General features: G+C 74.0%; 14 protein-coding genes. 8 read left to right on the top strand and 6 right to left on the bottom strand.

Annotation, left to right across the window (positions count from 1 at the left end; all coding sequences use genetic code 11):
• Positions 1-25: 25 nt before the first annotated feature.
• Positions 26-1,786, bottom strand: a complete 1,761-nt coding sequence (locus tag ACZ5D2_RS17995) for an MDR family MFS transporter (RefSeq protein WP_468930293.1) — start codon at positions 1,784-1,786, stop codon at positions 26-28.
• A gap of 274 nt (positions 1,787-2,060) precedes the next feature.
• On the opposite strand from ACZ5D2_RS17995, the gene ACZ5D2_RS17990 reads away from it, so the two are divergent.
• Together ACZ5D2_RS17990 and ACZ5D2_RS17985 are read left to right on the top strand one after the other, a co-directional pair.
• Positions 2,061-2,837 (top strand): ABC transporter ATP-binding protein, encoded by a 777-nt coding sequence (locus ACZ5D2_RS17990; protein WP_468930290.1) that lies wholly within the window; start codon positions 2,061-2,063, stop codon positions 2,835-2,837.
• Positions 2,834-5,407, top strand: a complete 2,574-nt coding sequence (locus tag ACZ5D2_RS17985) for an ABC transporter permease (protein WP_371678212.1) — start codon at positions 2,834-2,836, stop codon at positions 5,405-5,407. Before ACZ5D2_RS17990 ends, ACZ5D2_RS17985 begins: the two co-directional genes overlap by 4 nt.
• A gap of 132 nt (positions 5,408-5,539) precedes the next feature.
• Here the strand turns inward: ACZ5D2_RS17985 and ACZ5D2_RS17980 are convergent, their stop codons facing one another.
• The gene (locus tag ACZ5D2_RS17980) at positions 5,540-7,006 is read right to left on the bottom strand and encodes a DUF2079 domain-containing protein (RefSeq protein ID WP_371678213.1); all 1,467 of its coding nucleotides are present in this window, start codon (positions 7,004-7,006) and stop codon (positions 5,540-5,542) included.
• Between the two features lie 180 nt (positions 7,007-7,186).
• Here ACZ5D2_RS17980 and mfd point away from each other — a divergent pair, with 180 nt between their 5' ends.
• A complete protein-coding gene (mfd, locus tag ACZ5D2_RS17975) occupies positions 7,187-10,723 on the top strand; it encodes a transcription-repair coupling factor (RefSeq protein WP_371678214.1) in 3,537 nt (1,178 codons plus the stop codon).
• Positions 10,724-10,749: 26 nt separating this feature from the next.
• Positions 10,750-11,307: a GNAT family N-acetyltransferase gene (locus ACZ5D2_RS17970; protein WP_371678215.1), complete on the top strand. Its 558-nt coding sequence runs from the start codon at positions 10,750-10,752 to the stop codon at positions 11,305-11,307.
• 69 nt (positions 11,308-11,376) lie between these two features.
• On the opposite strand, the gene ACZ5D2_RS17965 is transcribed toward ACZ5D2_RS17970, so the two are convergent.
• Entirely contained in the window at positions 11,377-12,222 is an 846-nt protein-coding gene (locus tag ACZ5D2_RS17965) for a hypothetical protein (RefSeq protein ID WP_371678216.1), read from the bottom strand.
• 31 nt (positions 12,223-12,253) lie between these two features.
• Complete coding sequence (locus tag ACZ5D2_RS17960) at positions 12,254-13,051, bottom strand: hypothetical protein (RefSeq protein ID WP_468930283.1); 798 nt, start codon at positions 13,049-13,051, stop codon at positions 12,254-12,256.
• Positions 13,052-13,321: 270 nt separating this feature from the next.
• Between ACZ5D2_RS17960 and ACZ5D2_RS17955 the strand changes: the two genes are divergently transcribed.
• Both ACZ5D2_RS17955 and ACZ5D2_RS17950 read left to right on the top strand, forming a co-directional pair.
• Positions 13,322-14,020: a hypothetical protein gene (locus ACZ5D2_RS17955; protein WP_468930280.1), complete on the top strand. Its 699-nt coding sequence runs from the start codon at positions 13,322-13,324 to the stop codon at positions 14,018-14,020.
• On the top strand, positions 14,017-15,531 hold the full coding sequence (locus ACZ5D2_RS17950) for a protein kinase domain-containing protein (RefSeq protein WP_371678219.1): 1,515 nt from the start codon (positions 14,017-14,019) through the stop codon (positions 15,529-15,531). Before ACZ5D2_RS17955 ends, ACZ5D2_RS17950 begins: the two co-directional genes overlap by 4 nt.
• 63 nt (positions 15,532-15,594) lie before the next feature.
• On the opposite strand, the gene ACZ5D2_RS17945 is transcribed toward ACZ5D2_RS17950, so the two are convergent.
• Positions 15,595-17,988: a YfhO family protein gene (locus tag ACZ5D2_RS17945; RefSeq protein WP_468930277.1), complete on the bottom strand. Its 2,394-nt coding sequence runs from the start codon at positions 17,986-17,988 to the stop codon at positions 15,595-15,597.
• Positions 17,989-18,165: 177 nt separating this feature from the next.
• Between ACZ5D2_RS17945 and ACZ5D2_RS17940 the strand changes: the two genes are divergently transcribed.
• The gene (locus ACZ5D2_RS17940) at positions 18,166-18,792 is read left to right on the top strand and encodes a SurA N-terminal domain-containing protein (protein WP_371678221.1); all 627 of its coding nucleotides are present in this window, start codon (positions 18,166-18,168) and stop codon (positions 18,790-18,792) included.
• 130 nt (positions 18,793-18,922) lie between these two features.
• On the top strand, positions 18,923-19,909 hold the full coding sequence (locus tag ACZ5D2_RS17935) for a nucleoside triphosphate pyrophosphohydrolase (RefSeq protein ID WP_468930437.1): 987 nt from the start codon (positions 18,923-18,925) through the stop codon (positions 19,907-19,909).
• A 63-nt stretch (positions 19,910-19,972) separates the two neighbouring features.
• On the opposite strand, the gene ACZ5D2_RS17930 is transcribed toward ACZ5D2_RS17935, so the two are convergent.
• Positions 19,973-21,178: a globin domain-containing protein gene (locus ACZ5D2_RS17930; RefSeq protein WP_371678222.1), complete on the bottom strand. Its 1,206-nt coding sequence runs from the start codon at positions 21,176-21,178 to the stop codon at positions 19,973-19,975.
• Between the last annotated feature and the right edge of the window lie 60 nt (positions 21,179-21,238).

The raw sequence follows: 21,238 nt of genomic DNA, 5'->3' as shown, positions 1-21,238 counted from the left end.
GGCATGACAAGTCTGCCGGTGGCGGCTACTCCCCTTCCGGCAGCACCGGGAACCGTCGCGGCGCGACGAGCAGCAGCACCAGCAGGGCGGCCGCGCCCGCGGCCGTCGCGCCCAGGAAGATGTGGTCCACGGCCGCCGCCACCGCCGAGCGCAGGTGGTCCGAGGCGGCCGGGGTCAGGGAGCCCGGCTCGGCCAGGGCCCGCGACACGTCGTCGAGCCGCTCCGGGGACCCCGAGGCCGGGGAGTCCGCCAGCCGGGCGGCGACGGTCGCGTTGGCCACCGCCCCCAGCAGCGCGGCCCCCACGCTCTGCCCCACGGTGCGGCAGAAGAGCACGGAGGCCGTCGTGGTGCCCCGCTCGGCCCAGCCCACCGTGGACTGCACGCCGACGATCAGCGGCAGCTGGAACAGCCCGAGGGCGGCGCCCAGCAGCAGCATGACGAGCGCGGGCTGCCACGGCCGGGCGGGATACGGGAGCAGGGTGAAGGCGAACAGCACGACCGTCGCGAGGGACATGCCGAGGACGGCGGTGTCGCGGAAGCCGATGCGCCGGTAGACGTGCTGGCACAGGGCGGCCGACAGGGGCCAGCTCAGGGTCATCAGGGCCGTCATGAAGCCGGCCCCCACCGGCCCGAGGCCGAGCACGGACTGCGCGTAGGTCGGCATGAACACCATCGGGGCGACCATCAGCAGCCCCAGGGCGCCGAGCGCCAGGTTGACGGCGGCGATGGTGCGCCGGCGCCACACCCAGCCCGGCAGGATCGGCAGGGCCGCCCGCCGCTCGATCCGGACCACCACGGCGGCCAGGACCGCGCTCGCGCCGAGCAGCCCCAGCGAGGGCGCCGACAGCCAGGGCCAGGCGACCCCGCCCTGCACCAGTGCGAAGAGCAGCAGCCCGCCGCAGGCGAAGACGCCGAGGGCCCCGGCCCAGTCGACCGGGCCCCGGCGGCCGGGGGAGCGTAGGGGCTCCACGAGGTGGCGGGCGGTCAGCCACAGGGCCAGTCCGGCGAGCGGCACGTTGATCAGGAAGGTCCAGCGCCAGCCCGCGCAGGCGGCGAGCAGACCGCCGAGGGCCGGGCCGATCAGGGAGGAACTCGCCCACACGGTGGTCATCCGGGCCTGTATGCGCGGGCGGTCCCGGAGCGGATAGAGGTCGGCGGCCAGGGTCTGCACGGTGCTCTGCAGGGCCCCGCCGCCCAGCCCCTGGACGATCCGGAAGGCGATCAGCGCGGCCATGTTCCAGGCGGACGCGCACAGTACGGAGCCGAGGAGGAACAGGGCGGTGCCGAAGAGGAGGACGGGCTTGCGGCCGAGGGTGTCGCTGAGCCTGCCGTAGACGGGGAGGGTGACGGTGACGGCGAGGAGGTAGCCGGAGAAGAGCCAGGTGAAGACCGAGAACCCGCCGAGGTCCCCGACGATCTGGGGGACGGCGGTGGAGACGATCGTGCTGTCGAGGGCGACCAGGGCCATGTTCAGCATCAGCGCGACCACGACGGCGGTGGGCGGGCGCCTTCGCACGCCGTCCGCCGCGGGAGCGGCCCCGGGACCGGTCGCGGCGGGAGGTGCCCCGGGACCGTCCGCCGCTGGAGGTGCCCCGGGACCGGTCCCGGTGTGAAGGGCCCCGGTGGGAGCGGCCGTCGCATTGGCCGGAATTCTGTCCGCCGACGGATCCCCGGCCGCTGCCGGAGTCCCCCGCCCGGGGGCGTCCGCCCCGCCCGTCCCTGACCCCACCCTGTCCCCCTCGTCCGCGGACGGACACCATCTCACCGGGGGTGCGGACGGCGACATCCCCTACCCCGGATCGCCCGAAGGGTGGACATCCCCTAGGGGTGACTCCCCACTAGGGCGCAGGGGACTTTCGTCCCGGCGGATGAGGCCGAAGGTCCTCCGGCGTCCTTAACTGGTTCCTACGGGCGGGGACGTGGGGGTGGGGTTAACCCCCGGGTGGATACGGCGAAGGGCACCAGGGCGCCGGACACCCCCCGCACCGCAGACTTCACGGCGGCGACGCATTCACGCGCGCAGACGAAACACAACGGGGGAGAACACCGTGACAACGGCGATGACCGAAACCAGGCACGGAGGGACCGGCGGCCAGAGCTCCGTCGCGGCCCGGGCGCGCGAGGTCGTCAAGGCCTACGGCTCCGGCGAGACCCGCGTCGTCGCCCTGAACGCCGTCGACGTGGACATCCACCGCGGCCAGTTCACCGCGATCATGGGCCCCTCGGGCTCGGGCAAGTCCACGCTGATGCACTGCCTGGCCGGGCTGGACACGGTCACGAGCGGACGGATCGAGCTCGACGGCACCGAGATCACCGGCCTGAAGGACAAGAAGCTCACCCAGCTCCGCCGCGACAAGATCGGGTTCATCTTCCAGGCCTTCAACCTGCTCCCGACCCTGAACGCCCTGGAGAACATCACCCTCCCCATGGACATCGCGGGCCGCAAGCCCGAGCCGCAGTGGCTGGAGCGGGTCGTCGAGACCGTCGGACTCGCCGGCCGCCTCAAGCACCGCCCGACCGAGCTCTCCGGCGGCCAGCAGCAGCGCGTGGCGGTCGCCCGCGCCCTGGCGGCCCGTCCCGCGATCATCTTCGGCGACGAGCCGACCGGAAACCTGGACTCCAGGGCCGGCGCCGAGGTCCTCGGCTTCCTGCGCCGGTCGGTGGACGAGCTCGGCCAGACCATCGTGATGGTCACCCACGACCCGGTCGCCGCCTCCTACGCGGACCGCGTCATCTTCCTGGCGGACGGCGGCATCGTCGACGAGATGTACGCCCCCACCGCCGAGCAGGTCCTCGACCGCATGAAGGACTTCGACGCGCGCGGGCGGACCTCGTGACCGTCATGAAGACCGCGCGTCGCAACTTCTTCGCGCACAAGGGGCGGATGGCGCTCTCCGCCATCGCCGTACTGCTCTCCGTCGCCTTCGTCTGCGGCACGCTGGTGTTCACGGACACCATGAACACCACCTTCGACAAGCTGTTCGCGGTCACCAGCTCCAACGTCACCGTCAGCCCCAAGCCGCCGGCCGAGGGCGAGGAGAACCAGAACCGCGGCAAGCCGCGGGTGCTGCCCGCCTCGGCCCTGGAGAGCGTCCGCAAGGCCGCGGGCGTCAAGTCCGCGGAGGGCGGCGTCTTCTCGACCGCCGTCACCGTCGTCGACTCCAAGAACGAGAACATGGGGTCGAGCACCGGCGCCCCGACCATCGCGGGCAACTGGACCGAGAACGAACTCAAGTCCATGAAGATCACCTCCGGCCGGGCCCCGCGCGGCCCCACCGAGATGATGATCGACGCCGACACCGCCGAGAAGCACCACCTGGCACTCGGGGACGAGCTGCGCACCATCGCCGTCACCGGTGACATCCGTACGAAGATCAGCGGCATCGCCTCCTTCACCGTCACCAACCCGGGCGCGGCGATCGTCTACTTCGACACCGCCACCGCGCAGGAAAAGCTCCTCGGCGCGACCGGCGTGTTCACCCACGTCAACGTCACCGCCCAGGACGGCGTCAGCGACGAGCAGCTCAAGAAGGACGTGGCGGCCGCGGTCGGCGCCGACACGTACAAGCTGCAGACCGCCAAGGAGGCCGCGGCCGACAACAAGAAGGACATGGGCTTCCTCGACGTCATGAAGTACGTGATGCTCGGCTTCGCCGGCATCGCCTTCCTCGTCGGCATCTTCCTGATCTTCAACACCTTCTCGATGCTGGTCGCCCAGCGGACCCGCGAGATCGGCCTGATGCGCGCCATCGGCTCGGACCGCGGGCAGATCAACCGGTCCGTCCTCGTCGAGGCCTTCCTGCTCGGTGTGGTCGGCTCCCTCGCCGGAGTCGCGGCGGGCGTGGGCCTGGCCGTCGGCCTGATGAAGCTCATGGGCCAGATGGGCATGCACCTGTCCACCGACGACCTGACCGTCAAGTGGACGACCCCGGTCGTCGGCCTGCTCCTCGGCATCATCGTCACCGTGGTCGCCGCCTACATCCCGGCCCGCCGGGCCGGCAAGGTCTCCCCGATGGCCGCCCTGCGCGACGCCGGCACCCCCGGCGACCGCAAGGCCGGTACCGTCCGCGCGGTCCTCGGACTGGTCCTCACCGGGATCGGCGGCGCGGCCCTGTTCCTCGCCGGCGCCGCCGAGAAGGCCTCGGCCGGATCGCTGTGGCTGGCCCTGGGCGTCTTCTTCACCCTCATCGGCTTCATCGTGATCGGCCCGCTGCTGGCCGGCGTGGTGGTCCGGGTGCTCGCCGCCCCCGTGCTGCGGCCCTTCGGCTCCGTCGGCCGGCTCGCCGAACGCAACGCGCTGCGCAACCCGCGCCGTACGGGGGCCACGGCCGCCGCGCTGATGATCGGACTGGCGCTGGTCGCCTGCCTGTCGGTGGTCGGCTCCTCGATGGTGGCCTCGGCCACCGACGAGCTCGACCGGACGGTGGGCGCGGACTACATCGTCAGCTCCCAGACCGGACAGCCGGTCATGCCGCAGGCCGAGGAGGCCATGCGCGCCGCCAAGGGCCTGGACCACGTCACCGCCTACCGCGAGGTGGACGCCAAGGTCACCGCGCCCGACGGCAGCAGCCTGCAGACCGGCCTGAGCGTCACCGACCCGACGTACGCCCAGGACGTGCGCCGCAAGATGACCGCCGGAGCGCACAAGGACGCGTACGCGCCCGGCTCCATGTCGGTCGGCTCGATCTACGCCGACCAGCACCACGTCAAGGTCGGCGACGAGATGACGGTCGCCTTCACCGGGGGCAAGACCGTCCGGCTGAAGGTCGCCGCGATCACCTCGGACGAGGGCAACCTCGACAAGGGCGTGAAGTACATCAGCACCGCGACCGCCGAGGCCAACCTCCCGGCCGACCAGCTGGCCCGCCCCTTCATGCTGCTGGCCAAGGCCAAGCCGGGACAGGCGGACGACGCCTACCCGGCCCTCAAGGCGGCCATGGCCGGGTATCCGCAGTACAAGGTGCTCAACCAGACCGACTACAAGCAGAACCTCAAGGACCAGGTCGGGCAGCTGCTCAACATGGTCTACGGCCTCCTCGCGCTCGCGATCATCGTCGCGGTGCTGGGCGTCGTGAACACCCTGGCCCTCTCGGTGGTGGAGCGGACCCGCGAGATCGGCCTGATGCGCGCCATCGGCCTCTCCCGCCGCCAGCTGCGCCGGATGATCCGTCTGGAGTCGGTGGTCATCGCCCTCTTCGGCGCCCTGCTGGGCCTCGGTCTCGGCATGGGCTGGGGCGCCACCGCGCAGCAGCTCCTCGCCCTCCAGGGCCTGAAGGTGCTGGAGATCCCGTGGCCGACGATCATCGGGGTCTTCGCCGGCTCGGCCCTGGTGGGCCTGTTCGCCGCACTGGTCCCGGCCTTCCGGGCGGGGCGGATGAACGTACTGAACGCGATCGCGAGCGAGTAGTCGGCGCGGACCGGTCGTACGGGGGAACGCGGGGGAGGCGACGGGGGAGGGAGCGGGGGAACACGGGGGAAGCGCGCCGGCCCCGGCACGTCCGACAGGACGGGCCGGGGCCGGCGTACGTCCGTGTCCGGCTCAGGCCACCCGCTGGAGCAGGACGACCCCGCCCGCCTCGCCCACCAGGACAAACCGCGATCCCGGATGCAGCCGGGCGGCGTAGTCGACCGGGTTCTGCCCGGCCCAGCCGGAGGAGTTGTCGAAGGTCAGGTAGGCCGGGAGCACCCCCCGGGTGTTGCCGATCCAGAAGACCCGGCAGCGCGAGGTCAGCCGGGTCAGCACACCGATGTCGGCCTCCACCCCCACCCCGTCCGGGATCCGCGCGAGCAGCTTCTCCACGGCGGCCACCCGGGCGGGCTTGCGGTAGGTCTCCCGCTCCCCGAGCCGGGCCAGCGGCAGGCTGGTCGCGCTCAGCGCGAGGGCCGCGGCGAGCACGGCGGCGGGCAGCTGGTGGGCGTACGAGCGCAGCCACGGCCGCCGGTCGCGCCGTACGGTGTCGAGCGCGTCGGCCAGGGCGAGGAAGACGACCGGCATCAGGACGGCGCTGTAGTGGAAGTCGGTGGACCAGAAGTACGGGTCGCTCGACAGGAACCGCCAGCCGAGGGTGGGCGCGGCCACCAGCAGCAGCGGGGAGCGCAGCGCCAGCAGCCCGGTGGTGGGCACCAGCAGCCAGGCGAGGGTGGCGAGCTTCGTGCCGTACCCCTGGAAGGGGCCGCCGCCCTTGCCCATCTTCTCCCAGTAGGTGTAGCCGTCCAGGGCGAAGCCGGGTATCACCACGGTGAAGAGCAGTACGGCGGTCACCACCCCGGCCAGCGCGACGGCGAGCGCGAGCCGGGCTGCCCGCCGGTCCGCGCTCCGGGCCCGCAGGGCGATCACCAGGGCCAGCACCGCCACGGTGGCCCCGAGGTCCTCCTTGACCAGCAGCAGCGGTAGCGCCCAGAGGAGCGCGGCCCGCCACCGGCGCGCGAGCAGTGCCTCCAGCGAGAAGGCCAGCAGCGGCACCGCGAAGCAGATCTCGTGGAAGTCGAAGTCGATGGTCCGCTGGATCCCCCAGGACAGTCCGTACGCCGCCCCGACCGCGAGCCCGCGGCCCTGCCCCAGGAGGCGGACCGCGGCCCGGGTGACGGGCAGCGCGGACAGCGCGAGCAGCGCCGCCTGCACCACCAGCAGGGTGACCGGGCCCGGGAAGACCCGGTAGAGGGGGGCGATCAGGGCGATGACGGGACTGAAGTGGTCGCCGAGGACGAGGGCCCCGGGGCCCTTCAGGTCCACCACCGGGGCCTGGAGGTGGGCGTAGGCCCTGACCGCCTGCTCGAAGATCCCCAGGTCCCAGGAGGACTCCTCCATCCGCCGGTGGCGGCAGACGGAGAGCGTCGCGTACGCCAGGAAGAGCACGCCGACGAGTGCGTACGGGGCCCGTCGCAGCGCCGCGGACGCCAGGCGGGCCCGCCCGGCGGCGGGCGGGCGGGCGTACGCCGGCGGGGAGGGCGCGGCGGGTCCGCCCGCGGGCTCCTCGGCGGTCTGGGGGCTCCCGGACGTGGACATAAGGACAGATTGTCATCCCGGACCGGACCGGGCCGCTCCGGCCCCTCACCCGTGCGGAGGCCGGAATCCCCCGCGCGGGCGTCACACCCGCGTCGTAGGGTGGGAACCCCCGGCCCGTTCACGTGTCGGGTCCTTCGCGTTGCCCCTCCACGCCCCTCCCCAGGACGGAAATCCGCCTTCATGAGCCTGCACGGACTGCTCGACGCCGTCACCCGGGACCCCGCCCTCGCCGAGGCGGTCACGGCGGCCGGGGACGGCAACCGCATGCACGTGGACCTCGTCGGTCCGGCCGCCGCGCGGCCCTTCGCGATCGCCGCGCTGGCCGCCCGTACGGAGCGGACCGTCCTCGCGGTCACCGCCACCGGGCGCGAGGCCGAGGACCTGGCCGCCGCGCTGCGCTCGCTGCTGCCGGCCGACGGGGTGGTGGACTACCCCTCCTGGGAGACGCTGCCGCACGAGCGCCTCAGCCCGCGCAGCGACACCGTCGGCCGCCGCATCGCGGTGCTGCGCCGCCTCGCGCACCCGAGCAAGGACGACCCGGCCGCCGGGCCCGTCTCGGTGGTCGTGGCCCCCATCCGTTCCGTGCTCCAGCCGCAGGTCAAGGGGCTCGGGGACCTGGTGCCCGTCAGCCTGCGCCAGGGGCAGAGCACCGACCTCGGCGAGGTCACCGGGGCGCTGGCCGCGGCCGCGTACGCGCGCGTCGAGCTGGTCGAGAAGCGCGGCGAGTTCGCCGTGCGCGGCGGCATCCTCGACGTGTTCCCGCCCACCGAGGAGCATCCGCTGCGCGTGGAGTTCTGGGGCGACGAGGTCGAGGAGATCCGCTACTTCAAGGTCGCCGACCAGCGTTCCCTGGAGATCGCCGAGCACGGCCTGTGGGCCCCGCCCTGCCGGGAGCTGCTGCTGACGGACGAGGTGCGCGAGCGGGCGGCGGCCCTGGCCGAGGCCCACCCGGAGCTGGGCGAACTGCTGCACAAGATCGCCGAGGGGATCGCGGTCGAGGGCATGGAGTCCCTCGCTCCGGTCCTCGTCGACGACATGGAACTGCTGATCGACGTACTGCCCGCCGGGGCCATGGCCGTGGTCTGCGACCCGGAGCGGGTGCGGACCCGGGCCGCCGACCTGGTGGCCACCTCGCAGGAGTTCCTGATGGCCTCCTGGGCGGCCACCGCCGGCGGCGGCGAGGCCCCCATCGACGTCGGCGCGGCCTCGCTGCGCGGCATCGCCGACGTCCGCGACCACGCCCGCGAGCTCGGCATGATGTGGTGGTCGGTCTCCCCCTTCGCCGCCGAGGACGCGGACCTGGCCGGCGGGGACACCCTGAAGCTGGGCATGCGCGCCCCCGAGGCCTACCGCGGCGACACCGCCCGCGCGCTCGCCGACACCAAGGGCTGGATCGCCGACGGCTGGCACACCGTCTACCTCACCGAGGGCCACGGCCCGGCGGCCCGCACCGTGGAGGTCCTGGGCGGCGAGGGCATCGCGGCCCGGCTGGAGGCCGACCTGCCGTCCCTGGAGCCGGGCGTCGTGCACGTGTCCTGCGGCTCCCTCGACAACGGCTTCGTCGACCCGGCCCTGCGGCTGGCCGTACTGACCGAGACCGACCTGACCGGGCAGCGCACCGCCACCAAGGACCTCGGCCGGATGCCGACCCGGCGCCGCAAGTCCGTGGACCCCCTCACCCTGGAGGTCGGCGACTACATCGTCCACGAGCAGCACGGCGTCGGCCGCTACATCGAGATGGTGCAGCGCACGGTGCAGGGCGCCACCCGCGAGTACCTCCTCGTCGAGTACGCGCCCGCCAAGCGGGGCCAGCCCGGCGACCGCCTCTACATCCCCACCGACCAGCTGGAGCAGGTCACCAAGTACGTCGGCGGCGAAGCCCCGACCCTGCACCGGCTCGGCGGCGCCGACTGGACCAAGACCAAGGCGCGCGCGAAGAAGGCGGTCAAGGAGATCGCCGCCGACCTCATCAAGCTCTACAGCGCCCGCATGGCGGCCCCCGGCCACACCTTCGGCCCGGACACGCCCTGGCAGCGCGAGCTGGAGGACGCCTTCCCGTACGCGGAGACCCCCGACCAGCTCACCACCATCGCCGAGGTCAAGGAGGACATGGAGAAGTCCGTCCCCATGGACCGGCTGATCTGCGGCGACGTCGGCTACGGCAAGACGGAGATCGCCGTCCGCGCGGCCTTCAAGGCGGTGCAGGACGGCAAGCAGGTCGCCGTCCTCGTGCCCACCACCCTGCTGGTGCAGCAGCACTTCGGGACATTCTCCGAGCGGTACGCGCAGTTCCCGGTGAACGTGAGGGCGCTGTCCCGCTTCCAGAGCGACACCGAGTCCAAGGCCACCCTGGAGGGGCTGAAGGAGGGGTCGGTCGACATCGTCATCGGCACCCACCGGCTGTTCTCGCAGGAGACGAAGTTCAAGGACCTCGGCCTGGTCATCGTCGACGAGGAGCAGCGGTTCGGCGTCGAGCACAAGGAGCAGCTGAAGAAGCTGCGCGCCAACGTGGACGTGCTCACGATGTCCGCGACCCCGATCCCGCGCACCCTGGAGATGGCGGTGACCGGCATCCGCGAGATGTCGACGATCACCACCCCGCCCGAGGAGCGCCACCCGGTCCTGACCTTCGTCGGCCCGTACGAGGAGAAGCAGATCGGCGCCGCCGTCCGCCGCGAACTGCTGCGCGAGGGGCAGTGCTTCTACATCCACAACCGGGTCGAGTCCATCGACCGGGCCGCCGCCAGGCTCCGCGAGATCGTGCCCGAGGCGCGCATCGCGACCGCGCACGGGCAGATGTCGGAACAGGCCCTGGAACAGGTGGTCGTCGACTTCTGGGAGAAGAAGTTCGACGTGCTCGTCTCGACGACGATCGTCGAGTCCGGCATCGACATCTCCAACGCCAACACCCTGATCGTGGAGCGCGGCGACAACTTCGGCCTCTCCCAGCTGCACCAGCTGCGCGGCCGCGTCGGACGCGGGCGCGAACGCGGGTACGCGTACTTCCTGTACCCGCCGGAGAAGCCGCTGACCGAGACCGCGCACGAGCGTCTCGCGACGATCGCCCAGCACACCGAGATGGGCGCCGGCATGTACGTGGCGATGAAGGACCTGGAGATCCGCGGCGCGGGCAACCTGCTCGGCGGCGAGCAGTCCGGACACATCGCGGGCGTCGGCTTCGACCTGTACATCCGGATGGTCGGCGAGGCCGTGGCCGACTACCGGGCCGCGATCGAGGGCGGGGCGGAGGAGGAGCCGCCGCTGGAGGTCAAGATCGAGCTGCCGGTCGACGCGCACGTCCCGCACGACTACGCGCCCGGGGAGCGGTTGCGCCTGCAGGCGTACCGGTCCATCGCGTCGGCGAACTCGGAGGCCGACATCAAGGCGGTGCGCGAGGAGCTCACCGACCGCTACGGCAAGCTGCCCGAGCCGGTGGAGAACCTGCTGCTGGTGGCGGGACTGCGGATGCTCGCCCGGGCCTGCGGGGTCGGCGACATCACCCTCCAGGGGCCCAACATCCGCTTCGGCCCGGTGGAGTTGCGCGAGTCCCAGGAGCTGCGGCTGAAGCGGCTCTACCCGGGGACGGTGCTCAAGCCCGCGACCTCGCAGGTGCTGGTGCCGCGCCCGAAGACGGCCCGGGTCGGCGGGAAGCCGCTGGTCGGGCGGGAACTCCTGGCCTGGACGGGGGAGTTCCTCACCACCATCCTCGGTTCGTAGCCGGCCCGGCTGCATATCATCGGATGATGATCCCTTCCGTCGCCCTGCGCTGCCCGGCGCAGCAGGACCGTCCGGCCCTGCTGCTGCGTCCCTGGGAGGAGGCGGACGTGCCCGCGCTGAGGGGCGTGTACCGGGACCCGGTGCTGCGCCGCTGGACCCGGTACCCCGTCGACAGCGAGCGCGACGGGCTGATGTTCGTGGAGGACGGCCGGCGGGACTGGGCCGAGGGCCGGCGGTTCGGCTTCGCCGTGGTGGAGGAGGACTCGGGACTGCTGGTGGCGGGCAGCGTCCTCAAGCGGGCGGGCTCGGCGGACGGTCCGTCCGCCGAGGTGGGCTACTGGACGGCGGCGCCCGCGCGGGGCCGCGGCGTCGCCCCGCGCGCCCTGGAGGCCCTCACCGCCTGGGCGTTCGCCACCTTCGCCGGGGCCGGTCTGGAACGCCTCGACCTCCTGCACCAGGAGGACAACGAGGCCTCCTGCCGCGTCGCGGCCAAGAGCGGGTACGCCTTCGAGACGACCCTGCCCGCCGCGCCGCCCGAGTTCCCCCTCAGCGGCCACCTGCACGTGCGGCGGGCCTCCGCCTGACGGGGCGGGCGGGGCGGGCGGGGCTGACAGGGCGGGCAGAGCGGACGGGGCGGACGGGGCGGACGGTCGTCAGACGGCCTCGCCCGCCGGGCCGCCGATCTTCGACATGTCCAGGACGTCGGAGTCCTGCGGGGAGGCCGTGTCGACCGGGACGTCGAAGGCCGAGAACAGCGCCTCGCCTGGGGTGTCCCCGCTGACCGCCGACTTCAGCACGTACGGCTTGCCCTCCGTGGCGACGTAGTCGGTCTGCGTGCCCTGCCGGGACGGGGAGGTGACCGCCAGCGCCGGCTTGCCGTCGACGGTGGTGGGCTGTCCCTTGCGGGCGAGCGGGCTGCCCTTGCCGAAGTCGCCCGTCAGCTTGTCGAGGTCGCAACTGCCCGTCATCGACGCGGCCCGCGGATCGGAGACGGGGACCTTCACCCACCGGTCGGCGAGCGCGGCCACCATCTGGTCCGTCTGCTTCTGCGGGGTGTTCCGCTGCCGGGCCGCGCCCCGCCAGTAGGCGGCGTCGCCCCGGAAGTGCACCAGCTCGGTGGACTTGATGATGTCGAGGCGGCCCATGCCCTCCAGGCGGACGGCGCCGTTGCAGTTGCCCTTCTTGTCGAGGGACAGGTCGATCTGCATGGGCTTGCCCTGGTAGTCGACCTTCGCGGTGACGTGCGCCGACTCCGCCTTGCGGGTGGCCTCGTAGGCCTCCGTCAGGATCTCCTGCCCGGACCGTTCGGCGAGCGGGCCGCCGCTGCGGGCGGGCGCCGGGGCCCCGCCCGGGGCCGAGGGCGAAGGGGCCTTGGCCGCACGGGCCTCGCGCCCCACGGACGCGGCCGTGCCCGGACCGCCCCCGCAGGCCGTCAGGCCGGTGCCGATCAGGGCCGTGGCGGCGAGGGCCGCCGCGCTGGTCTTCGTACGGCTGCGCATTTCGGATCCCCCCGTGGAAAGTCGAACAGGCTCAGCCGTCGAGCGTAGAGGGTGCCTGAGACACGGGGCGGGCGGCCCCGGCCCGGGACGCGCCGCCGGCGGGGGCGCCGGGCCGGCGCAGCTCCGCGTATTCGGCGCTGCCGGCGTCCGGGCCGCCCCGCTGCCAGTGCCTGACGAGGTACGGCTCGCCGTCCAGCAGCACGTGGTCGATGAGCTCGACGCCGCCGGGCCCCTTCGAGGTGAACACCGCCACCGGCGTGCCGTTCTTGTAGGTGTCCGGCTCCCGGTGGACGCCGGTCCGCTCGGCCGGGAAGGCACGGGAGGGGCGGCCCTCCGCGCAGAGGGCGAGGAGGTGGGCGACCGACGGGTCGCCCGGCCTGACGTCGAACCAGCCGTCCTGGTCGTCGGGGGTCTTGACGGGCCCGTCCCCGAAATGGTTCTGGAGGAATCCGGCATCGCCCCTGAAGGAGAACCTGCCGTCCTCCATCAGGACCTCCCCCACCCCGGCCCGGAAGACCGTGACCTGGCCCCAGCACGTGCTGTCGCCCTCGAAGGACAGGTCCGCCCTGATCTGGCGGTCGCCGATGGTGCGCTGGACGGTCGCCCGCTTGGAGTCGGCCAGATCCGTCTGCTCGTAGGCGGAGCGCAGGACGGCGGCCGGGTCCTTGTCCGCGAGCGGGTCGGGCGCCGGAGCCGAGGCCGAGGCCGACGGCGTCCGCCGCGCCGCCGCGTCGGCGGACTTCGGCCCGCAGGCGGTGGCGCCGGCGGTCAGCAGGGCCGCGCAGGCGAGTGCGGCCATGGACACGGGTACGGGCGGTGTGGTGCGCAAGACGGGTCCCCCCTGGGATCGGTCAGGAACCCAGAGGGTAACCACGGCCACCCGGAGGGGGACTGGAGGGGAGGGAGGGGGAAGGCGGGCGGGTCGGGCGGTCGGGGCGCGGGTCGTCCAGGGGGCGCGCCGCGGCCGGTCCGGCGGACGGGCGGCCCGGACCGACCGGGCTGCGACCCTGCAACGGTTGGGGCCTTCCCCTCACGGACGGCCGGAAAGGCTGTATACGCTCAGACCAGCACCCTTCCGTACGCCTCGTCAGGAGCAGCGATGCACGGCCCCGGCCTCCCGCCGCAGCACGGCCCCCACGGCCACCGTTCCCTCTCCGGGAGCGAGATGACGCTGCGCGTGCTGTTCACGGCGCTGCCGCTGCTCAGCTGCGGGTTCTTCGCCTGGGGGTCGGTGCTGCGGCTCGCGATCCTCACCCGCAAGGGGCGGGACTGGGCGCTGCTGGTCATCAGCGGGGTGCTGTCGATCGTCTGGCTCACCCTCATCGAGATGGACCCCACGGCCGAGGTCAACGGCTGGCAGGGCAACCTCGGCGCCGGTGGCTCGATCTTCACGGGTTTCGCGATCTGCGTGTACCACCTCGTCGCGGACATCCGCCACCACGAGAACAAGCGCCCCGCCCCGGCCGTCGGGGCCGCGCCCTGGTACCCGGCGGGCCCGCAGGCCCCGTACGGCGGGCAGCAGACCACCCCCTCCTACGGCTATCCGCCCGTGCGGAACCCGGCCCCCGCGCCGGCGCCCCCGCAGGTTCCCCCGCAGACGCCGCCGCCGCGCCTCGGGCAGGTGCGCGCCGAACTCGACGAACTCAGCGAGCTCCTGCGCCGCCAGGGCCCCGGTCAGGGTCAGGGTCAGGGCCCCGGTCAGGGCCCGGCCCGCCCGCCGCAGCCCCCGCAGCCCCCGCAGCCCGGCGGCCCCTACCAGGACCCGAACAGCACGGCGTTCCAGGACCCGAACCGGTGACCGAGAGCGAACGCCTGATCGGCGAGCGCTACCAGCTCGCCACCATCCTCGGACAGGGCGGCATGGGCCAGGTGTGGACGGCCTACGACCGCCGCCTGGACCGGCGCGTCGCCGTCAAACTGCTGCGCCCCGACCGGGTGGCCGGCCCCGGCACCGTCGCCGAGGAGCTGCGCCGCCGCTTCGTGCGCGAATGCCGCGTCACCGCCCAGGTCGACCACCCCGGGCTGGTCACCGTCCACGACGCCGGCAACGACGGCGACGAGCTCTACCTCGTCATGGGCTACGTCGAGGGCTCCGACCTCGCCGACCACCTCGCCGGGCACGACCCGTACCCGTGGTCCTGGGCGGTCGCGGTGGTCGCGCAGCTGTGCGCCGTGCTCTCCGCCGTGCACGCGGTGCCGATCGTCCACCGCGACCTCAAGCCCCGCAACGTGATGATCCGGCCCGACGGGACCGTGCTCGTCCTGGACCTCGGCGTCGCCTCCGTGATGGACACCGACACCACCCGCCTCACCAGCACCGGTTCCCCGATCGGCAGTCCCGCCTACATGGCGCCCGAACAGGCGATGGGCGGCGCGGTCGGCCCCTACACCGACCTCTACGCCCTCGGCGTGCTGCTCTACGAACTCCTCTCCGGCAACGTCCCCTTCGCCGGATCGACCGCCCTCGGCGTCCTGCACCGCCACCTCTACGAGCCCCCGGCCCCGGTGCGTCCGCTGCGCCCCGAGATCCCGCCGGAGCTGGAGGCGCTGATGCTGCGCCTGCTCGCCAAGGACCCGCAGGACCGGCCCGGTTCCGCGCAGGAGGTCTACGAGGCCCTCGAACCCCTGCTCCCGGCCCGCGGCAGCCGCTCCCCGGCGGGCCCCCTCGACCCCACCCGCCCCTTCCTGCGCCCCCAGGCGCCCTGGCCGGACCGGGCCGCCGTCGTCCCGCCCCGGCCGGCCGACCCGCCCGCGCCGCCCCGGCCGGACATCCCCGGCGCGGTGGACGAGGCCCGCAAGCTGCTCGACCAGGGGCAGCTCACCCGGGCCGTGGACATCCTCGGCGGGATCCTCCCGGCGGCGGCCGCCGAGCACGGCGAGCACTCCCCGGTGGTCCGCTCGCTGCGCAAGCAGTACGCCGCCACCCTGATGGACGACGGCCAGTTCCGCCGCGCCCTGCCCGAACTGCGGCGCCTCGCGGACGAGTTCCCGGCCGGGGACCCGCAGGCGCTGCGCCTGCGCTACGACGCCGCGCAGTGCCTGGAGCAGCTCGGCGAGCCGGCGGCGGCCCTGGCCGAGTACCGGTCGCTGCTGCCCCTGTTCGAGAACCACTACGCCAACCCGGACCCGGGCCTCCCGCTGGAGGTCCGCCGCCGGATAGCGCACCTGCTGCTGTCGCTGGGCGACCGCCCCGCTGCCCACGACACCCTGGTCCGCCTCCTGTACGACACGGACCGCGTCCACGGGCCGGGCCACCCCCTCGCGGTGGACGTCCGCCGCACCCTGCAGTGGCTGGGCCAGGTGCGCTGACCTCCCGGCCGGGGCCGGGCCCCCGGTCCGGGACAGGGAGCCCCGGCGCCGGTGACCCCCGCGTCAGCGCGCCCGCCGCCGGCGCCTGAGCGCCAGGCCGAGCACCACCAGCGCCGACAGGCCGGCCGCCGCCGTGCCCGGGACGAGGCCCGGGGGGCGGAAGGTGCAGGTCAAGGCGGTGGTGCGGCCGTCCAGGGGGACGGCCAGCAGGCCGAGCCGGGACCGGGCCGGGCGGCCGTCGCAGGTCCAGCCCGCGATCGCCGGGACCGCGACCACGGCCGTGCCCCGGCTGCCCGGCGGCAGGGTGGCGCGCAGGCCCGAGTCGGTGACCTTGACCGAGGTGGCGGCCGTGGCGCGCAGGGCCGCCACCGCCGCCGACAGGCGGGGCCGGTCCAGGCAGGACAGCGCCCACCGCGCCGGGGCGGGCCGGTCGAAGACCAGCCTGGAGGCGGGCCCGCGCGAGAGCCCGAGGGGCTGGAGCGCCGCCCGGTTGCGGGGGGCGCTGCCGTTCAGCCGGAACGGGCGGCCACCGGCGAGGCGGGCCGTGGCGTTGTACTCCGGGGCCCACAGGTAGGCCTCCGTCCCCGCCCGGCAGACCCCGGGCGCGACCGGGTCCTCGTAGACCTCCGCGCCCAGCAGCAGCTCCTGGTTGGCGAAGGGGGATTCCCCGTAAGCCGGTTCGGGGCCCGCCGGGTGGACGGTGACCAGCGGCGGGACCTCGGCGCGGGCGATCGTGCCGTCGGGCTTCAGGCGCGCGCCGACCGCGAACACCGCGTCCGTCACCGGGTTGTCGAGGCTCTGCACGTTGCGGCCCCGCGAGGTCCAGCCCGCGCCCAGCGCCTGCATCGTGCGGGTGAACACGTCCGGGGTGTGGCTGCTGTAGTACGAGCCGCCCTCGCCGCCCAGCAGCATCGGGTCGTTGCCGGACAGCGCCGGCCGGCCCGCGTCGGTCCGGTACGCGGGCCAGCCCTCGGCGCCCGCGAGGGCCTCGGCGCGCCGGGTGTGCGCCGCGTTCCAGGACGGGTAGTCGTCCAGCCCGGCCAGTTTGCCCTTGTGGCCGTACGCCGTCGTCGCCGCGGCCTGCGCCACCAGCACCGCCGCCAGCAGACCGGCGGCGGGCAGCAGCAGCCGCGGCCGGCGCAGCGCCCACCAGGCCCCGGCCGTCAGTGCCAGCCCGCCGACGGACAGGGCGTACCCCCAGGTGGTGGTCAGGGCGCTGCCGCTCGCCCACAGCCCGGCCGCCGCCAGCACCGCGGCCCCCGACGCCAGCGCCCGTCCCGAGGGCGGTCCGGCCGCCAGCCCCGTCCAGGCGGCGATCACCACGATCCCGGCCAGCACGAAGGTCTGCCGGTACGCGCTCCCGTTCGGGGTGGCGAACAGGTGCCAGGCCAGGTGGGTCGGCTCCCACTGCAGCGACAGCAGCACCGCCGTCACCAGCCCGGCCCACCACCACCGGGTCCGGGCGGGCAGGGCCCGGTGGAAGGGGAGCGCCGCGACCAGCAGCAGGGTCCCGGTGCCCACGAACACCGCGGGGGAGTTGAAGGAGTACGTCGCCGGCATCAGCCGCGCGAACAGGTCGGACCACGGCACCGGACCGAACGTGCGGGACCACCCCGGATAGGCCTGCTTCGAGCTCAGGAACAGCGGCACCAGCACCGGCGCGGCCAGCCCGATCCCCAGCAGCACGGTCCCCGCCGCCCGCCCGACCACCCGGGCCCGCTCCCGTACGCCCTCCCGGGTCAGCACCACCCGCACCACCAGCACCAGGGCCGCGCCCAGGGTGGCCATGTACGCGGTGTAGAAGTTCGCGGTCCAGCCCACCGCCACCACCAGCACCCCGAGCACGGGCCGCCGCCCGCGCAGCGCCCACTCGCCGGTGAGGCACAGCAGGGGGAAGGAGATGAGCCCGTCCAGCCACATCGGGTTGTAGGAGGCCTCGATCACCGACCAGCCGCACAGCGCGTACGAGGCCCCCAGCAGTCCCGCGGCCCACCACGGACCCGGCCGCTGGGTGCGCAGCAGCCAGGCCATCGCCGCCGCCGCGGCGGCCGTCTTCAGCACGGTGACCACGTACACCGCGAGGTCGATGTCCTGGCGCGGGAAGAGCGCCACCAGCACGGCGAAGGGGCTCGTCAGATAGGTCCCCAGATCGGGCAGGAAGCTGGTCCCGTACCCGGACTGCCAGTTGAAGAGGAGACCGCCCTGCGCCCGCCCGTGCAGCAGGTCCCACAGGTGCGCGTGGAACGGCACGAACTGGTTGCCGAGGTCGTTGACGCTGCGGTGGCGGGGCCCGTACGGGAAGACGCGCGCGGTGGCGTCCCCGCCGCACACGGCCACGACGGTGACCAGCGCCGCGAACGCCGCCCCCACCAGGCCGGCCCGCCGCGCGGAGCGGCGCGGGGGAGCGGGGACGGGACGGCCGGGGACGCGGCGCGGGGCGAGCTGCTGTGTCGACATGGTGGAGCGACCATCCCAGGAACGGTGGGCAGGGCGGTGGCCGGGGGGTGAACTCGCACCCCAACACCCCCCGAATCGTTGGTCGAAGCGGTGGCCCGTACCACCCTGACTGCATACCATCGATCACCGCACGGCCCTTGTGCACCGACGCACAATCTCCCGGCCCTGGAGGCTCCTTTGCACCGTCGCACAGCGCTCTCCGTCTCCGCCGCCCTCCTCGCGGCGGCCCCCCTGCTGGCCGCCTGTTCGGGCGGGACGCGCCCCGGCACGGCGGCCGTCGTCGGCGGGGAACGCATCACCACCTCCGCGCTCCAGGCCCAGGTCAACCACGTCCGCACGGCGCAGAACCGTTCCGGGCAGGGTGCGCAGCTCATCGAGGCGACCGCCGGACTGGAGCGCCTCAAACTCAACAAGATGATCCAGACCGCCGTCCTGGAGCGGGCCGCCGACGACGCGGGCCTGAGCGTGAACACCCGGGAGATCGAAGAGGTCCGCAAGGCGCAGCTGCAGCAGGCGGGCGGGGAGAAGGAGCTCGCGGCGGCCGCGCTGCAGCAGGCGCAGCTGGCGCCGGACCAGCTGGAGGCGGACACCCGCTTCAAGCTGCTGCGCGACAAGCTCTTCGAGCACTACGGCAGCCAGGACAAGGCCCTGGCCAAGCTCGGGCAGGCGGCGAAGGCCCTGCACATCGAGGTCAACCCGCGCTACGGCCGCTGGGACGCGCAGCAGATCATCCTCGGTGACCAGCAGACCCCGTGGATCACCCAGCGGACCCGTCCGGAGCAGGCGGGACCCGCCGGAGCCTGACGCGCGCGGGCGGAGGTAGGTTCGGAGGGTGACCGACCACACCGCCGAACCCGCCCCCGCCGCCTCCGCCGATGCCCGCGCCGGTGCCCCCGCCGAAGCCGGCGCCGAAGCCGGTGCCGGCCCCGGCCGGATCGTCCTGCTGACCGCCAGCCACCGGGTCGCCCCCGGCCTGCTCTCCTGGCCGGCCTGGCGGACCCTGCGCGCCGCGGACCTGGTGCTGTGCGCCGATCCGGCCCACCCGCAGCTGCCGTACCTGCGCGAGGCGGGGGTGGAGGTGGCGCGGGAGGTGCCCGACGCGCACGGGCTCGTCGACGCGTGCGCGGGCGGCCGTACGGTCGTGGTGATCCCGGGCGGCGAGGGCGATCAGCGGCTCACGGACGGACTGGCCCGTCTCGCCGGGTCCGGCCGTGTCAGCATGCCCGACCTGGAACTGCTGCCGGGCTCCTACGACCTGCCCGGAGCGCGCCTGCTCGACCTGGTCCAGGTCATGGACCGGGTCCGGCGCGAATGCCCGTGGACCTCCCGGCAGACCCACGAGGGGCTGGTGAAGTACGCCATCGAGGAGGCGTACGAGCTGGTCGAGGCGATCGAGGACGGCGACCGCGCGGCGCTGCGCGAGGAGCTCGGCGACGTGCTGCTCCAGGTGTTCTTCCACGCCCGCATCGCCGAGGAGGCCGGCCGGGCGGAGGAACCGGTAGGGGAAGAGGGAGAAGAAGGGGAAGGACGGGAGGCGGCCTTCTCCATCGACGACGTCGCGGGAGACCTGGTGGACAAGCTGGTACGCCGCCACCCGCACGTCTTCGGGGACGCGCGGGCCGACTCCCCGGAGGACGTCAACGCGCACTGGCAGGCCACCAAGGCGGTCGAGAAGCAGCGGGAGTCGGTCACCGACGGGATCCCGCTGGGCCAGCCGGGGCTCGCGCTCGCGGCCAAGCTCGCCGGCCGGGTCCGGGCGGGCGGCATCGACGTGGAACTGCCCCGCGGCGAGGGCGTCGGCTACGAACTTCTCGCGCTGGCGGCGCGCGCCGAGGCGGCGGGCACCGACCCCGAGACGGCGCTGCGCGCGGCCGCCCGCGCGTACCGGGACGCGATCAGGGTGGCCGAGGGCGTCGGCTGAGCCGGCGGCCCGGGTCCGTAGGCGGTAGGGGCGCCGGGCGGTGGGCGGGCGGCGGCGCCCGGTTCAGTAGCTGTCGCGCGGGGTGCGTCCCGCCGGGTTGTGCCAGTGCGGGTCGGGGCGGCCCAGGAACCACTCGCCGAAGCCCTGGGGCCGGGTCCGCGCGGGGGCGGAGGCGGGGACGGCGTCGTGGAAGAGCCGGTCGGGGCGGGCGCCCAGTTCCTCCAGGAGGCCCACGGTCTCCTCCACGAACTGCGCGGGGCCGCTGAGGTGGACGTCCTGCTCCCGCCACAGGGCCCGGTTGCCGAGGGCGGTGGCCAGCCGGCCGGTGGCCTGGTTGCGGTGCCGCCCGGGGGCGGGGGTGATGTAGGTGACGGAGAGCCACCGGCAGGAGGCGGCGTACCCGTCGATGAGCGGGCGGTCGTAGAGGTGGGCGCCGTCCCGGGCGACCACGAAGAGGCGCACGTCCTGATCGGGAGGGTGCGCCACGAGGTCCTCCAGCATGGCCCGGACCGGCGCCCACCCGGTGCCGGCCGCGATGAGGGTGACGGGCCGGTCCTCGCGGCGCAGCACCAGGGCGCCGCCCGGGGCGCCGAGCCGCAGCAGCTCGCCGGGCCGCACGTCGCGGACCAGCGCGGTGCTGAGCCGGCCGCCCTCGATGCGGCTCACGTGCAGGTCGACGGTGGTGTCGGGGCGGGGCGCGTTGCCGAGGGAGTACGTGCGCCAGGTCCTCGGGACGCGTTCGCTGCTCACGCTGACGTACTGGCCCGGCCGGTAGGGGAGCGGGACGTGCGGGAGCAGGGTGAGCACGCCGATGTCCTCTCCGTACTGCAGGTGGCGCACCACCTCGGCGTCCCACCAGGGGGGCTCCGCGCTCGCGGCGGCGCCGGCCGTCATCGCGTCGGCGATGACCTGGTAGGCCTCGGTCCAGGCCTTCTCGACGACGGGGGTCCAGGCCTCGCCGGAGGTCTGGGCGAGGGCGGCGAGGAGGCTGGCGCCGACGGCCGCGTAGTGCTCGGGGCCGACGAGGAACTTGCGGTGGTCGCGTCCGAGGTCGCGTAGATAGGGGAGGAGGGTCTCGCTCTCCAGCTGCGCGACGACGTGGGTGAGCGCGGCGAAGAGGCGGTCGCGCTGGCGCTCCATGTCCTCGGGGGAGGCCGGGAAGAGGGCGCGAAGTCCGGGGTGGTGCCAGAAGAGGTGGGAGTAGAAGAACTTGACCGCGTGCTCGGCCCGTCTCTCCACCACCGCGAAACTGCTTTTCAAGATCCTCACGTCCACAAATCCGAAAGTAGGAATGTCGTGGAAGCCGAGGTCAAGCGATGGCCCATCTAC

The sequence above is a fragment of the Streptomyces sp. NPDC031479 genome (assembly GCF_055581065.1).
This window is presented reverse-complemented; position numbering and strand designations above follow the sequence as displayed.

What these genes read in the sequence shown, in the direction of transcription:
- ACZ5D2_RS17995 (WP_468930293.1), bottom strand. Translation starts at nt 1,786, where the DNA reads ATGTCGCCGTCCGCACCCCCGGTGAGATGGTGTCCGTCCGCGGACGAG.
- ACZ5D2_RS17990 (WP_468930290.1), top strand. Translation starts at nt 2,061, where the DNA reads ATGACCGAAACCAGGCACGGAGGGACCGGCGGCCAGAGCTCCGTCGCG.
- ACZ5D2_RS17980 (WP_371678213.1), bottom strand. Translation starts at nt 7,006, where the DNA reads ATGTCCACGTCCGGGAGCCCCCAGACCGCCGAGGAGCCCGCGGGCGGA.
- mfd (WP_371678214.1), top strand. Translation starts at nt 7,187, where the DNA reads ATGAGCCTGCACGGACTGCTCGACGCCGTCACCCGGGACCCCGCCCTC.
- ACZ5D2_RS17970 (WP_371678215.1), top strand. Translation starts at nt 10,750, where the DNA reads ATGATCCCTTCCGTCGCCCTGCGCTGCCCGGCGCAGCAGGACCGTCCG.
- ACZ5D2_RS17965 (WP_371678216.1), bottom strand. Translation starts at nt 12,222, where the DNA reads ATGCGCAGCCGTACGAAGACCAGCGCGGCGGCCCTCGCCGCCACGGCC.
- ACZ5D2_RS17955 (WP_468930280.1), top strand. Translation starts at nt 13,322, where the DNA reads ATGCACGGCCCCGGCCTCCCGCCGCAGCACGGCCCCCACGGCCACCGT.
- ACZ5D2_RS17945 (WP_468930277.1), bottom strand. Translation starts at nt 17,988, where the DNA reads ATGTCGACACAGCAGCTCGCCCCGCGCCGCGTCCCCGGCCGTCCCGTC.